This is a genomic window from Chitinibacter sp. S2-10 (assembly GCF_046530675.1).
GTDB lineage: Bacteria > Pseudomonadota > Gammaproteobacteria > Burkholderiales > Chitinibacteraceae > Chitinibacter.
Genome location: NZ_CP172558.1, coordinates 1011692 through 1025550 on the forward strand (window position 1 = coordinate 1011692; position 13859 = coordinate 1025550).

The following is a 13859-nucleotide window of genomic DNA, read 5'->3' on the forward strand; positions in this document are numbered from 1 at the left end:
CGGGAGAGACTCCCACTTTCTCTCACGCGATCCGTCTTGCGACGTCCTACGGCCGGGAGATTCACCGTGTTTCCGAGGCATAACTGAGTATAGCCATGATCCAGATAGAAATCGATACCTCCCGGCTGGAGACCCTGTTTGACCGGCTGGCCAGAGCCGCCGCAAGCCCCGCGCCGCTGATGCGCAATATCGCCGACATCATGCTCGATGCCGTCGAAGAGAATTTTGCTCAGGAAGGCAGGCCGCGCTGGCAAGGGTTAAAGCCGCCGGGTCGCTCCGGTGGAAAAATTCTGCAAAATTCTGGCCGACTCGCCGCTGGCATCACGCCCAGCAGTGACGCGAACAGTGCCAAGGTTGGCACGAATGTCAAATACGCAGCCATTCACCAGTTCGGTGGTCAGACCCGTCCACACCTGATCGTGGCGCGCAATGCCAAAGCGTTGAAGTTTGGTAATCGCTACGCCAAGTCAGTGAAGCATCCGGGGTCGAAAATACCCGCGCGGCCATTCTTGGTGCTGCAGCCAGACGATGAGGCCGAGATTGAATTTACGGTCTCAGAGTATCTGCGCGGGGTGATTGGTGGTTGAGTCGCATAAACGACGTTAGCGCGCTTGGCATGAGTTGCGGGCTGCGATGGCATGCCTGCTGAGTAGTGTTGCGTTTTTAACGCGGGTTTAACGCCCAAATTACGCATTGATTTCTCGGAAGGTACGATGAGAGTCGGCAATTTAGATGGTGTACCGATCTGATGCTGTTATTTCAACTATAGAGAGAGTTTATTAAATGCTAATGGTGACAACAGACAATTTGCCAGAAGGGTGTGTTATTCAAACTATGTACCCGCTGGTTTGGGCTTATCAGTCTGTGCAGATTTCAGAGAAATCTATATTACAAAGCGTTGTTGGTGCTTTTGGTAAAAAGGAACCCGGTGTTCAGGGGGCGTTTGACGCACTGGCTTCACTCGTGCCACCCGAGGCTAATGCAATTGTTGGTGTTAAGGTCACAACAAGTTCGCAGGCATTTGGCAATGGCACATTCCTCTATGTGACCGTAACTGGAACACCAGTAACTTATGAGCGACGTGAGCCGACCTAACTCGATCACTTCGTCAAACCACTGAACCCCATCCCCCCGAGTTAGATCCCGCATAGCCCCGACAATCGGGGCTATGACACATCCAAAGCCACTATTTGCCGCACTGTCGGTCGAACTTAATCCCAAGAAACTCAAAGAGCCGGTCAAGATTTTGCCTGCGGGCGAGTTTCGTGCAAATGACGGTCGGCCTGCCGAGTGCGCTGCTTGGATTTTGGATTCGGCCAATGCCGCAGTGCTGGTCGCAGCGGCTGCTGCTAAACAAGCCAAAACCGTCATCGATTACGAGCACCAGACGCTGCGCACCGCTGTAAACGGCAAACCTGCGCCAGCTGCTGGCTGGTTTACCACGCTGGAGTGGCGCGAAGGCGATGGCCTGTATGCGCTGGTCGAATGGACTGCTGCCGCAGCAGCCGCCATCGAGGCCAAAGAATATCTCTATCTCTCCCCCGTATTCACATACGACGACAACGGTCGCGTGCAGGTGCTACTGCACGTCGCCCTGACCAATACCCCCGCGCTGGATGAATTGCCACCGCTGTCGGTCGCAGTGTTGTCGAGTATGGCAAGCCTTTCCCTCACCCCAACCCAACCGGAGACTGACATGGATGAACTCCTTGAGCAGTTGCGCTGGTTATTGAATCTGCCGGTCGGAAGTACGGCAGACGATGTTAAAGCGCAATTGCAAAAACTGATGGATCAACTCAAGGGCGATAACACGGCTGCTGCCAGCGTTGATCTCTCTGCACTGCTGGCCAGCCAGCAAACGCAGATCGCCGCACTGTCAGCCAATCAAGCTGACCCTGCCAAGTTTGTGCCAATCGGCGTGATGCAGGAAATGCAAGCGCAAATCGCTGTACTGACCAATCAATTGCAGGCCGATAAAGCAGGACAACTGATCACTGCGGCGCTCAGCGATGGTCGCTTGCTGCCTGCACAGGAAACCTGGGCGCGCGATCTGGGCAAAACCAATTTTGCGGCGCTGAGCACCCATCTCGAAACCGCACCGCGGATTGCTGCACTCAGCGGTACCCAGACCAAGGGGGCACCGCCAGCCGGTGCACCCGGCGGAGCTGGCGAGATGGACGCGGCCACGCTGGCCGTCTGCAAAGCATTCGGCAACAACCCGGATGACGTTAAGAAAACGATGGAGGCTCTGTCATGACCATTGCTACTGCTGATCGCAATACCGCGCACAAGGACGGCGAGCTGGTTCGTGTACCCGTCGCCGGTGCCGTAAAGATTCTGGGTGGAACGATTGTCTGCGCCAGTGCCACCGGCTTCGGTACACCCGGTGCAACAGCAGCCACGCTGGCCTACCTCGGCATGGCTGACGAATGCGTCGACAACACAGCTGGTGCCGATGGTGCGCTCACGGTCGGTGTGCGCCTGGGGCGTGCATTCAAATGGGCTAACGACGGCGGAGATCCGGTTACACAAGCCAGCCTCGGCCGTCCTTGCTACATCGTCGACAACCAGACCGTCGCCAAAACCAATGGCGCGGGTACCCGTTCGCAAGCCGGGATCGTAGTCGGCATCGATGCCGACGGTGTCTGGGTTAAATAAAGGAGCTGAACCATGATTATTAACGCAAGCAACCTCAAGGCGATTTTCGTCAATCTGAAAACGACGTTTAACAACGCGTTCGATGCAGCACCCTCCAGCTGGCAAAAAATCGGCATGCTGGTGCCATCCAATACCAAAACCAACGATTACGCCTGGCTGGCCAATTTCCCGCGCATGCAGAAATGGATCGGCGAGAAACAGGCCAAAGCGCTGGCCGCTTTCAAATACAGCATCACCAACGATGACTGGGAAGCGACCGTCGAAGTCGACCGTAACGACATCGAAGACGACCAGCTCGGCATCTATGCACCGCAAGCCCAGATGGCCGGTTTCTCGGCCAAGCAATTGCCGGACGAGATCGTCTATGGGCTCGTGAATTCGGGCTTCACGACGCTGTGTTACGACGGCCAGTACTTCTTCGACGTTGATCACTCAGTCAATGGCGCATCGGTTTCGAACAAAGGCACCAAGAAACTGTCGTGCGCTTCGCAAGCGGCCGCTCAGGCAAGCTACGGCGCTGCGCGTACCGCAATGCGCAAATTCAAGGATGACGAAGGCCGTCCGCTGAACATCATGCCGAACATTCTGTTGGTGCCACCGGCACTGGAAGATACGGCGCGTGCGCTGCTGACCAATGATCGTCTGGATGACGGTAAGGCCAACCCATACAAGGGCACTGCCGAGCTGGTGGTCGATGCGCGCCTGACTTCGGATGATGCCTGGTTCCTGCTCGATACCAGCAAGCCGGTCAAACCGTTCATTTATCAGGAACGCAAAGCGCCGGTGTTTGTCGAGCAGATCGACCCGCAGGCTGACAACGTGTTCAACCGCAAGAAATTCCTGTTCGGTGCTGAGGCGCGCGCTTCCGGTGGCTACGGCTTCTGGCAGCTGGCCTACGGCTCTGACGGCTCGGTCGTATAAGGGGGTAAACCATGATCCGCATTACAGCCAAACAAGACGGTTTTCGTCGTGCGGGTCTGGCTCACTCAGCCAGCCCGACGGATTACCCGAATGACCACTTTAGCAAAGAGCAACTGCTGGCATTACAAGCAGAGCCAATGCTGATCGTTGAGGTGATCAAAGACAGCAATAGCGATACGCAAGGAGATCAGCAAATGGGAGGCGATGCCAGCCAGACTACCGATGTTACAGCCCAGCCAAAGCCTGCCGCAGCGAAAGCTACCGCAGCTAAAAAGGCTGCTCAGTAATGACTTACGCCACTGCCGACGACATGGTGAAACGCTTTGGTGAGCGTGAGGTGATCGCGCTGACTGACCGCAGTTTTGCCAATGCCATCGACGCCGACGTACTGGCCGGTGCATTGAACGAGGCCAATGCCGAGATCGATGCGCATCTGGCCAGTCGGTACAGCGTACCGCTGTCGCCGGTGCCGAGCCTGTTGGTCGGCGTGGCGTGCGACATTGCCCGCTATCGCTTGTGTGGTGCCAGCGTGGTGACTTCGGACGAAATCCGCAATCGCTACAAAGACGCTACCAAGCTGCTGGAAAAAGTGGGTTCGGGACTTTTGTCACTGGGTGGCATGCCCAGCGGAGAAGTCGTTCAGCCGACTAACACCATCCAGTTCGTGGGCGGCGGCAAAGTGTTCGGGAGGGACGCGCTGTGAGCGTGGTCGATCTGGACACCATCGAAAACGCGCTGATCGAGCGTCTGCGTCAAGGGCTGGGTCGACTGGCCATTGAAGTCGAACCGTACTCGGGCGAACTGGATGAGTTGTTGCCTGAAGTGATTCGCCGCTTTCCGGCGGTCTGGGTCACTTTCGGCGGCATCAGCAAAACCGAGCGCATCAGTACCGCGCGCGACAAGGTCAAAGCCACCGGTTCATTTGTGGTGATGGTCGCCGACCGCAACCTGCGTGGCCGCAATGCCGCGCGCAAAGGCGGCGCTGGCGAGGTCGGTGCGTATCGGTTGGTGAAGGCCGTGCGGCGTTTGTTGCAGCAACAGGATCTGGGTTTGCAAATTGATTATCTGCAGCCCGGCCGCGTTCGCACGCTCTACAACACCCGCCTGCAGGGCGAGCCGATTACCGCTTTTGCCTGCGAGTTTTCAACCGCCTGGATCGAAGCTGCAATGGACAACCAGACGTGGCCAGTTGAAGGTCGCGCCGAAGATGCCGTATTCCAGGGCAACCAAGGACAGAAAGACACCGAAGCGTCTGATTTGCTGCGCATCGGTGCCGAGTACGACACCAGCGTTCCCGGCGACGGCCAACCCGAAGCCACCGATTTATTGGAATTAAGGAGCTGACATGAAAGTCATAGCCGCACCGGGTCTGAAAGTACCTTATGAAGACAAACCAAACCGCTACATCACTGCCGATCAGGTGGTCGATGTGCCGGATACCGTGTATTACCGCCGCCGTATTGCTGATGGCGATTTGCGGTTGCCAGCGAGCAAGCCAGCGAGCAAGCCAGCAAAAACTGCAATCAAAGCCGATTGAAGGAGACCATCATGTACTCTCGTGACATCACGTTTGACACCATTCCGGGCAGTATCCGCAAGCCGGGTAAGCACATTGAATTCAATCTGAAGCTGGCCGTCCGTACTTTGCCAGGCAATCTGCAGCGCCTGGTATTGATTGGCCAGCGACTGGCCGTTGGCCCCGTTGCCGCCGCCGTGCCAGTAAATGTATTCAGCGATGCTGAGTCGAGTACTTATTTTGGTCGTGGTTCGGTGCTGGGTAGCATGGTCAAAGCCGCGCTGACGGCCAACCCCTATGTGCAACTGACCTGCGTCGCGCTGGATGATGAGCCAACAGCTACTGCAGCGAGTTGCACGATTACCATTACCGGCACGGCCACTACAGCGGGTTCTTTGGGCGTACTGATCAGCAATGAACGGGTCAATGCCGGTATTTATGTCGGTGATGACGCCGCTACGGTGGCTGCATCAATCAAGGCTGTCATCGATGCTGACCCTGATCTGCCCGTTGCCGCAACAGTCGCAGCTGGGGTCGTGACACTCACCGCCAAAAACAAGGGCGAACTGGGCAATCAGATCAAGGTATCGACCGTGCAGTTGTTGGCCGCTGGTGTCAGTGCCGCGACGACTGCAATGGCCGGTGGCTCGCTTGACCCGGATATTCAGAATGCGCTCACCCCGCTGTTTGCAGGTGGCCATGACATTCTGGCATCCAGCCTAAACGATAGCGCCAACCTGACTAAGCTGCGAGATTACCTCGATACAGTCTCTGGCCCGCTCGAGCAACGTGGCGCAATTGCCACGTATGCACTGACCAGCACGCTGGCCTCTGCAACGACGCTGGCCAGCACGATCAACAGCGGCCGGATTACCAATGCGTTACTCCCTGCAACGGTCAGTTTGCCGTGGGAAGTATCTGCTGCATATGCCGCAGTGATTGCTTTCGAGGAAGACCCGGCGCGTCCGCTCAATACCTTGCCACTGACCGGCATTGCACCGCCGCCGCTGGCCAACCGGCTGGGGCGTACCGAGCAGGAAAACTGCCTGTACAACGGCGTAACACCGCTCGAGGTCGGTCCCGGTGAAAAAGTTCAGATTGTCCGTTCGATCACGACCTACACCAAAGACCCGCAAGGCGTGGCTGATCCAAGTTTGCTTGATATAACGACGATCCGCAGTCTGGACTACACGCGCAAAGCCATTCTGCAGCGTTGGGCATTGCGCTTCCCGCGTGACAAAAAAACGCTGCGAACCAAGGCTCGTGTGTGGTCGGAAACCTATGACGTGTTGCTCAAGCTCGAAGAGCTGGAGATCGTCGAGAACGTCGTGGCTAACAAGGACAAATTGATTGTTCAGGATGACCTGCAAGACCCATCGCGTCTGAATGTCCGTATCCCGACCGATATCGTCAACGGCTTGCACATTCTGGCAGGTGTCGTCGACCTTTACCTGTAACCCAAGCTGGCCGGGTAATTCCCGGCCAAGGAGAAGCTCATGGCTTTAGAAGAATTCGCTGGCGCAATTGTGCTGGAAGTGGATGGTAAAGAGATCGAAGTGGTCGATCTGACGGCCACCACCAACACCGGGCGCAAGCTGGTCAAAACGATGAACCGCACCGGCAAGCCGCGTGGCTTTGCCAAGGGCGTGGCCAGTTACGATCTGCAGGTGACCGTCGTGATTCCGCTGTCGGGCGATCTGGACTGGCTCAAGGTCGAAGGCGCGAAGATCACCATATTTCCGGCCTCCGAAGGTGGCCAGCGCACCACTTACCGCGATTGCATCGTGCTGGAAAAATCCGAGAAGTATTCGGTCGACAATGAAGCACGCCGCGACCTGAAAATCGCTGCAATGGATGAGGTGCAAGAATAATGTCGCGTCTTAAATTTGGTGTTGAAGTCGATGGCAAGCTGCACAGCGAGTTCGCGCTGCGCCTGCCGACCGTGGCAGACAATCTGGCCATTTTCGAGGGCAACCCGGAAGCCAGCAGCTTTCGCCTGAACGTGGCGACATTGGCGAAATGTTTGACACGTCTGGGCGAGCTGGAGCCAACCCATTTTAACGACCCGGACTGGCTGGCCGAACATCTGGTCGATGACGACTATGACGTGCTGCAAGCCGAGATGGCCGAGCTTAAAAAAAAGCGCTTGGACGCGAACAGCGCCAGCGCGGACTCAGGCTCTCTATCGTAAAACTACGGCAGCTCGGTTTCAGCCTGGACGAAATCAAAGCCATGCCTGAAACCGAAGCGGTCAGCTATCTCGCCTTGCTTGAGCCGGTCACCACGCCGGCCAAACCCATCTCAACGCCAGAGTCTGGTGTCCGTCGCGTGACCTCGCTGCGACAAAAACGGAGCGGATAATGTCGAATCTGGAAACCGCCTTAACCCTGCGCTACCGCGATCAGGCCAGCTCTGGGCTCAACCGGATGAAGCAGGATGTGGTGCGTACTGCCGAGCAAGCCGCGCGCGCCAGTACCGATGGCCAGCGCAAAGTTCAGTCGGCTTACCGCGAAACCAGTCAGGTTTTTAACCGCAGCGTGAGCGAGCAATCGCGTGTGGCACAGCGTGCGGCCGACGCGCGCGAGCAACTGGGCATTCGTTCAGAAAATGCCATTCAACGCGAAATCGCCCAGACCGAAGCCGCCTACCAGCGACTGGCACGGCAAGGCGTTGCCAGTGCAACCGAACAGCAACGCGCGTATACCGTGATGACCAGCAAGGTCAAAGCATTGCGCGCCGAAATGCAAGGTGTGGCGCAGCAACAGGAAAAAATCGTTAATCGCACGCGCAGCGGTAGCGGCGGCAATGTGGTAAGTGCGGGCATGGGGCTGTATGCGGCTGGCTCGATGTTGCAGCGCCCAATGATGGACGAATCCGCTTACGATTTGGCATTGAGTTATGCCGCCAACACAGCGTTTGCTGATCGAAATACGAAGGCCGGTCGTCAAGCTGGCAAAGCCGAGCTTGATCTACTGATTCGTAAGTCAACTCAGGAAGGTGGCACTCGGGACGGCGCTTTAGGTGCGCTGGATATGCTCATGGGGTCTGGCGCATTGGGTGACAATTCGGCTGTCGCGATGAAGTCGGCTCATCAAATGTTGCCCACCATTATGAAGTACAGCAATGCGGCCAATGCTGATCCAAATGAATTGGCTGGCATCGTGATTAAGGCCAAGCAGCAATACGGCATGAGTGACAAAGAACTCCCACGCATTCTGGATATGGCCATGATGGGCGGCAAACTGGGAGGCTTTGAGCTTAAGGACATGGCCAAATGGTTGCCGCAACAAATGGCAGCGGCCAAGCTTTCTGGTCTGTCTGGCACTTCTGGTTTGTCCAAATTGATCGCGCTGAACCAAAAGGCAGTTATTTCTGCGGGCAACAAAGATGAGGCTGGTAATAATGTGGTCAATTTTCTAGCCAAGTTGAACGCCGAAGAAACCGCCAAAGACATGAAAAAAATCGGCGTCAAGGATTGGCGTGGTTTGCTGATTAAAGGTCGGGAGAATGGCAAAGATTCGGTCGAGGTTTTTGGCGATGTAATTAGTGCATTAATGAAAAATAACAACAGCTATCAAGAGCTGAAGAAAAAGGCTGAGCAAGCCAAAAGCGGATCAAAAGAGCAGCAAGAAATGATCGGCCAAATGTCAGACATCGTCCTGGGTCAAGTCCTTGGCAAAATTCAAACGGATCGTCAGGAGCTAATGGGGGCGATTGGCTATGTCACCGACCGTAAAGGCACGGCTGAAATTGAGAAAAAGGTCAGCGGCGTGCAAGCGGGCGATGTCGTCAATTTGGATAATGCCGTGATTCGAGACACTGCGGCCTGGAAAATGCAGCAAGGTAGTAATGCAATCAATGAAGGCAGTAATTCATTCTTCGCTCCGATCAATAAGGCGTTTGGTGATCTGAGTTTGCGCTTTGCGCAATGGGCGAAGACAAATCCTGATTCCGCTAAAAATGTCGTCGGTGGTGGCACGCTAACTGGTGCGCTAGGTGCAGGTTTTGGTGTGGATGCACTGGCTCGTCGCATGATGGGCGGTTCAGGTAGTAGTATGTGGTCGAAGTTGTGGTCTAGTGGTTCAGCTTCTGCTCTCCCACTAGCCTTGAGTAGCGCCGCCACTTTTTCGACCAGGGACGAAGACGACGAAGTATTGCATGGCGACGCACGTTGGAAAAAACTGCGCGCCCAATACTCACCGCAGATCATTAATGCAGCCCGTCAGCAGTACCAGCCTTGGTATCAGATGGGTGACGGCTACGCCAAAGAAAACGAGCAGTGGATCAAGCAGTATCTGGCCGAATTGCAAAAGCAGAATGCCGCGCAGAGCAAGTCGCTGGAAGCGGTGATGCAAAAACCGATTCCGGTCGAAGTCACCGTTAAAGTTGAGAACGGCAACCTCGTCGCCAGCGTGAACAAAGCCAACCAGACTGCGGCGGGGAGACACTGATGGCGTGGAAAGATACCCTGCTCGATGCCAAATACCGGGGCGTGGCACTGGAGGTCGAGCGCGTCGAAGACAGTGGCGGCCGCGATGTGGCCAAGCATCGCTACCCGTTGGCTAACGGCGTCACCACCGAAGACCTCGGCGCGCGTGAGCGGCCAATCAATCTGACCGCCATTTTCTGGGGTGATGATTACGAACGGCAGTTGAATGCACTGCTGGATGTGCTGGCCGAGCAAGGCCCGGCTGAGCTGATCCATCCGGTATTCGGCTCAATCTGGGTGCAGCTGGAAACGTGGCGCGTGCGGCACCAGGCCGAAGACGTAGACTACGCTGCCGTCGAGTTGAGCTGGGTCGAAACCGGCAAGCCTGCCGCGCTGGTCGCCAACACCAGTCCGATCCAGCTGGCCGAAGCGGCGCTGGCCAGCGACGAGCCAGTGCTGAATGCCGCCACCGATGCGCTGGACAGCGAAGTCGGGCTGACCAGCATGACGGCCTCGCTCGAAGAACTGCAATCGCTACGCACGTTGATGACCGGCACACTCGGTGACATTCAAAGCGAAATCAGCGGTGCCGTCAGCACCGTGCAGGATGTGATCGATGCACCGCGCGCCTTTGCGTCAGACATCATCGACAGTATCTCCGGCGTGCTATCGCTGGCGCGTTTCAATCCGGGCAATCTGTTTGCAGGCTGGGCAACGCTGTTTGACGATGCCAAACGCCTCGGTCAGATGCCGGGAGCCAAGTCCGGCAACTGGGATCGCAGCAGCCAGGGTAATCCGCCCAGCACTGCTTCGGTGCGACAGATCGAGCGCTTTACCCGTACCAGTAGCGCGGCCAGTCTGGGGCGCGCAGCCGCCGAAGTACTGGTCGATGAAGTGAATACCCCGACGCTGACACCGCCGCAGGTCGAGCGACTGGTGGGCGACAGCCGCACCACAATTCAGGATGCCATTGATGTACTGCGCCCGAGCGACGACGAGCTGGCCGATCCGGCGTTCGATGCCGGAGCAATGCGCTTGCGTTACAGCCCGGTGATCGATGCGTTAAAAGACCAGGCGCTGGCCATCCAGACTGCCGGTGCCACGGTGCTGGCACGTCGGCCACCGCTGCAGCAGCGCGAAATCCCGTTCCCGGCCAACTGGCATTTGCTCGCGCATGCCTGGTATGGCGACTACAGTCGCGCCGACGAGCTGGCGCGGCTCAATCCGCAAGTGCGCAATCCGAATGCGCTGGACAAAGGCGACAAGGTGACGGCGTATGCCCAATGAAACCATCACGCTGCTGATTGACGGCAAAGCGCACGACAACTGGAGTCGCTACGAAATCGACAGCGATCTGTTCATTCCCGCCGATGCCTGGAGCCTCAGCCTGGGGCTGAGTGACGATCAGTATCTGCCCGCCATGACTGAAGGCACATCGATTCGCCTACTGCTCGGCAGCGACGTGGTGATGTCCGGTGTACTCGATACCGTGGTCGACAGCATCGGCTCCGGCCACAGTATCACGCTGCGCGGCCGTGATGGTGCAGGTGTACTGGTCGACTGCAGTGCGCCGATTTTTACCAGCAAGCAGGCCACGCTGGCCGAAGTGGTCGCCAGCGTCGTCAAGCCGTTGGGCGTGCGTAAAGTGCGTATCGATGCGACAAAAGCACAGGGGCAGGACAAGGTCAGCGTTGAGCCGGGCGACACCGCCTGGGCAGCACTGCAGAATGCCGCCGAAGCCGCCGGGCTGTGGCCGTGGTTTGAGCCGGACGGCACGCTGGTTGTCGGTGGGCCGGATTACCGCGCGCCGGTCGTCGGCACGCTGACGCTGGGCGGTGTACAGGCCAACCTCACCGATCTGAGTGTCGAGCGCAATCTGGTACGCCGCATTAGCCAGATTACCGTACTGGGGCAATCGCACGGCACCGACGACAGCGAAGGCAAACATGCGATCAAAGTCACGGTCAAAGACCCGACTGCACGTGGCTACCGACCACGCATCGTTGTCGATCACGAAGCCGACTCGGTCGGCGTCGCGCAAGCCCGAGGCCGCAAGCTGCTGGCCGATGCGCGGCTGGAAGCCTTCACCGTCGAAGCGATCACGCCAGGTCATCGCGCACCGAACGGCAAGCCGTGGGCACCGGGAATGCGGGTGCATGTGGTCAGCGCCCGGAACCGGCTCGATCAGGTGCTGTTTTGTACTGCCCGCAAGTTCACCGGCGGCGCTGGCCAGCCCAGCCTGACCCGACTGACGCTGAAAGAAGATGGCGTGTGGATTCCCGACGCGCACCCGCACAAACGCAAACACCGTCGGGGCAAGAACGGCACCGGCGAAATCCTCGATCTGGAGTAAACCATGTGGCGTGAAGTCGATGCCCGTATTCAACGCGCACTCTCAGGCGTTCGCCGCGCTTTTCGCGGCGCGGTGATCCTGCTGAAAAATGGTGGCCCGGTCGTGCGGGTTCAGGGCGAAGGTTTGGCCGGTGAGCAGATACAGGGTGCTGAGCTGTTCCAGCACTATGGCCTGACCACGATGCCACCGGCCGGCAGCATGATGATCGTGCTACCCGTGGGCGGCAAAACCTCACACGGCATCGTGATCGCCACCGAGCATGGCAGCTACCGCCTGAAAACACTGGAGCCTGGCGAAGTCGCGCTGTACGACGACCAGGGGCAAAGCGTGATTCTGAGGCGCGGCAAGATCATGGAGATGAACACTGATCAGCTGGTGATTAACGCGGCAACCAAGGTGCAAATTAATACGCCGACAATTTCAACGACCGCTGCCATTGAGGCCGAGAAAGACATTACCGACAAGGTCGGTTCGGGCGGCAAGAGCATGGCAAACATGCGAGCCAGCTACAACGATCACGATCACCACGAAAATGGTGTGGGCGGGAATACCGGCAAAACAAATCAGCAGGTTTAAGTTGATTGCTGTAGTTAAAAAGGATCGTAGCTACTATCGCTAGATTTGTTGTTTTTAGCCGCTTGCCGTGTTGCCATTATTTTTTCATAAAGAATTTTGGCTTCTTCATTCCGAATTTCTGTCTCCATCGCGTGTCGGCTCGAAAATGGACCTTGCTCCCCCCGTCCATTCTTGCTGTCGAAATAGTAGAGTTCATTGCTCGACCCAGGAATGCAGTGGCGACGGCAGTTGTACCCACCGTGTGTAAATGTCTCGGATGTGTCCATATTGGCTTGGCCTCAATTAGTTGGCGATACGTTGATTGTAAGCCAAATTTATGTCAGGTTAGAGCCCAAGAACTTGAAATATTGGAGTCAGGGTGGTACTTGTAGCTATATTGTCTTTTTAATATGAGTATGCAAACTATGAATTTCGCTTTGACTGATGCCGAACGACTGATCCTCAGTAACCAGTACACCATTCTAGCCAAGCTTTCTGGTGACAAGCACGAAGCAGCCGAGTATGAAAAACTCGCTGAGCACCTAAATAAAGGACATTCATTCTTCTATGCCGATTATCTCAGCAACCAGCTTTCACCTGTTGTTGAGAATTATGTGCAGCAATTTGTGATCGACGTATTGTCGATGTATCGGGCAATGCAACGCGTTGCCGAAGACACTACACTTGATAAAAGTATTCTGGATGATCTTCGATTCCCCGGTTTTGATGGGAACAACGAACCAGAGTACCTAGGGTTTGCTATGGCACTTCATAGTGAAGGGCGTTTCGAGCAAGAGTTTGCCTTTGGCCGTACCGCGCCATATTTCAACTCGCATAGCCAAAGCATTGAACTCTATGATCGTATGCTTGATAAATGGCGGGAGTTTGGTAAAGAGCCAATTCTTACCTTAGAGCAAGTTCAGGCTATTCTTGAAGAGCAGGTTCATCCTGAAAACCGCTAAGTAGATTCCCACTGAACCCCATCCCCCCGGATGGGGTTTTTGCTTTCAGGCATCCTCTTTTAAAGCGCGTTAATCGGCATCCGGCCGACGTGCGAGGAAGATGCCCAGCATGGAACCCCAACTCGATACCACCTCTGGCGACTATGCCGACGCGCAAGCGACCGGACTGGAAAACGCCGTTTACCTGCGCCTGATGGTGCCGCTGGGCAGCTGGTGGCGTGATCCGTTGCTGGGCAGTCGCCTGCATGAGCTGGCGCGCGAAAAAGACACCCCGCGCGTGCGCCTGCTGGCCGAGCAATACGCCAGCACCGCGCTCAAATCTTTACTCGACACCAAACAGGCTTCCCGTATCGAAGTGAACAGCGAAGCCTGGCATGACGGCTGGTTGCGTTTGGCCGTTCGCGTCTGGGATGCTGGTGGCCATGAAAGCCTGTTCCATCATCCTGTTGCGGTGGGGGGCTGAGC

Annotated in this window: 19 protein-coding genes; all 19 read left to right on the forward strand. The window is 56.6% G+C overall.

Annotated elements, in window-relative coordinates; genetic code table 11:
* Positions 1–95: 95 nt before the first annotated feature.
* The 19 genes from ACG2XO_RS04865 (at position 96) to ACG2XO_RS04955 (ending at position 13857) form a co-directional block, all read left to right on the forward strand.
* On the forward strand, positions 96–587 hold the full coding sequence (locus ACG2XO_RS04865; RefSeq protein WP_410499697.1) for a phage virion morphogenesis protein: 492 nt from the start codon (positions 96–98) through the stop codon (positions 585–587).
* Between the two features lie 196 nt (positions 588–783).
* A complete protein-coding gene (locus tag ACG2XO_RS04870) occupies positions 784–1095 on the forward strand; it encodes a hypothetical protein (protein WP_410499698.1) in 312 nt (103 codons plus the stop codon).
* Positions 1096–1168: 73 nt separating this feature from the next.
* Complete coding sequence (locus tag ACG2XO_RS04875; protein WP_410499699.1) at positions 1169–2257, forward strand: phage protease; 1089 nt, start codon at positions 1169–1171, stop codon at positions 2255–2257.
* Positions 2254–2658, forward strand: a complete 405-nt coding sequence (locus ACG2XO_RS04880; RefSeq protein WP_410499700.1) for a hypothetical protein — start codon at positions 2254–2256, stop codon at positions 2656–2658. The genes ACG2XO_RS04875 and ACG2XO_RS04880 overlap by 4 nt, the downstream gene beginning before the upstream one ends.
* A gap of 12 nt (positions 2659–2670) precedes the next feature.
* On the forward strand, positions 2671–3579 hold the full coding sequence (locus tag ACG2XO_RS04885) for a Mu-like prophage major head subunit gpT family protein (protein ID WP_410499701.1): 909 nt from the start codon (positions 2671–2673) through the stop codon (positions 3577–3579).
* Between the two features lie 11 nt (positions 3580–3590).
* Complete coding sequence (locus tag ACG2XO_RS04890) at positions 3591–3866, forward strand: HI1506-related protein (RefSeq protein ID WP_410499702.1); 276 nt, start codon at positions 3591–3593, stop codon at positions 3864–3866.
* Positions 3866–4282 carry a gp436 family protein gene (locus ACG2XO_RS04895; RefSeq protein ID WP_410499703.1) on the forward strand — a complete coding sequence of 139 codons (417 nt, stop codon included), beginning with the start codon at positions 3866–3868 and terminating at the stop codon, positions 4280–4282. The genes ACG2XO_RS04890 and ACG2XO_RS04895 overlap by 1 nt, the downstream gene beginning before the upstream one ends.
* Entirely contained in the window at positions 4279–4923 is a 645-nt protein-coding gene (locus ACG2XO_RS04900) for a phage protein Gp37 (protein WP_410499704.1), read from the forward strand. The genes ACG2XO_RS04895 and ACG2XO_RS04900 overlap by 4 nt, the downstream gene beginning before the upstream one ends.
* Before the next feature lies 1 nt (position 4924).
* The gene (locus ACG2XO_RS04905) at positions 4925–5116 is read left to right on the forward strand and encodes a DUF2635 domain-containing protein (RefSeq protein WP_410499705.1); all 192 of its coding nucleotides are present in this window, start codon (positions 4925–4927) and stop codon (positions 5114–5116) included.
* 11 nt (positions 5117–5127) lie between these two features.
* Positions 5128–6552, forward strand: coding sequence for a phage tail sheath subtilisin-like domain-containing protein (locus ACG2XO_RS04910; protein ID WP_410499706.1), 1425 nt, complete (start codon positions 5128–5130; stop codon positions 6550–6552).
* Between the two features lie 39 nt (positions 6553–6591).
* Positions 6592–6966 (forward strand): phage tail protein, encoded by a 375-nt coding sequence (locus ACG2XO_RS04915; protein ID WP_410499707.1) that lies wholly within the window; start codon positions 6592–6594, stop codon positions 6964–6966.
* Positions 6966–7286 carry a hypothetical protein gene (locus tag ACG2XO_RS04920; RefSeq protein WP_410499708.1) on the forward strand — a complete coding sequence of 107 codons (321 nt, stop codon included), beginning with the start codon at positions 6966–6968 and terminating at the stop codon, positions 7284–7286. Before ACG2XO_RS04915 ends, ACG2XO_RS04920 begins: the two co-directional genes overlap by 1 nt.
* Before the next feature lie 41 nt (positions 7287–7327).
* A complete protein-coding gene (locus ACG2XO_RS04925) occupies positions 7328–7456 on the forward strand; it encodes a hypothetical protein (protein WP_410499709.1) in 129 nt (42 codons plus the stop codon).
* Positions 7456–9546, forward strand: a complete 2091-nt coding sequence (locus ACG2XO_RS04930) for a phage tail tape measure protein (protein WP_410499710.1) — start codon at positions 7456–7458, stop codon at positions 9544–9546. Before ACG2XO_RS04925 ends, ACG2XO_RS04930 begins: the two co-directional genes overlap by 1 nt.
* On the forward strand, positions 9546–10811 hold the full coding sequence (locus tag ACG2XO_RS04935; protein ID WP_410499711.1) for a DNA circularization protein: 1266 nt from the start codon (positions 9546–9548) through the stop codon (positions 10809–10811). The genes ACG2XO_RS04930 and ACG2XO_RS04935 overlap by 1 nt, the downstream gene beginning before the upstream one ends.
* Complete coding sequence (locus tag ACG2XO_RS04940) at positions 10801–11877, forward strand: phage baseplate assembly protein (protein WP_410499712.1); 1077 nt, start codon at positions 10801–10803, stop codon at positions 11875–11877. Before ACG2XO_RS04935 ends, ACG2XO_RS04940 begins: the two co-directional genes overlap by 11 nt.
* Positions 11878–11880: 3 nt before the next feature.
* Positions 11881–12453 (forward strand): phage baseplate assembly protein V, encoded by a 573-nt coding sequence (locus ACG2XO_RS04945; RefSeq protein WP_410499713.1) that lies wholly within the window; start codon positions 11881–11883, stop codon positions 12451–12453.
* Between the two features lie 404 nt (positions 12454–12857).
* On the forward strand, positions 12858–13394 hold the full coding sequence (locus ACG2XO_RS04950; RefSeq protein WP_410499714.1) for a YfbU family protein: 537 nt from the start codon (positions 12858–12860) through the stop codon (positions 13392–13394).
* Between the two features lie 109 nt (positions 13395–13503).
* On the forward strand, positions 13504–13857 hold the full coding sequence (locus tag ACG2XO_RS04955) for a phage GP46 family protein (protein ID WP_410499715.1): 354 nt from the start codon (positions 13504–13506) through the stop codon (positions 13855–13857).
* The last annotated feature ends 2 nt before the right edge of the window (positions 13858–13859 follow it).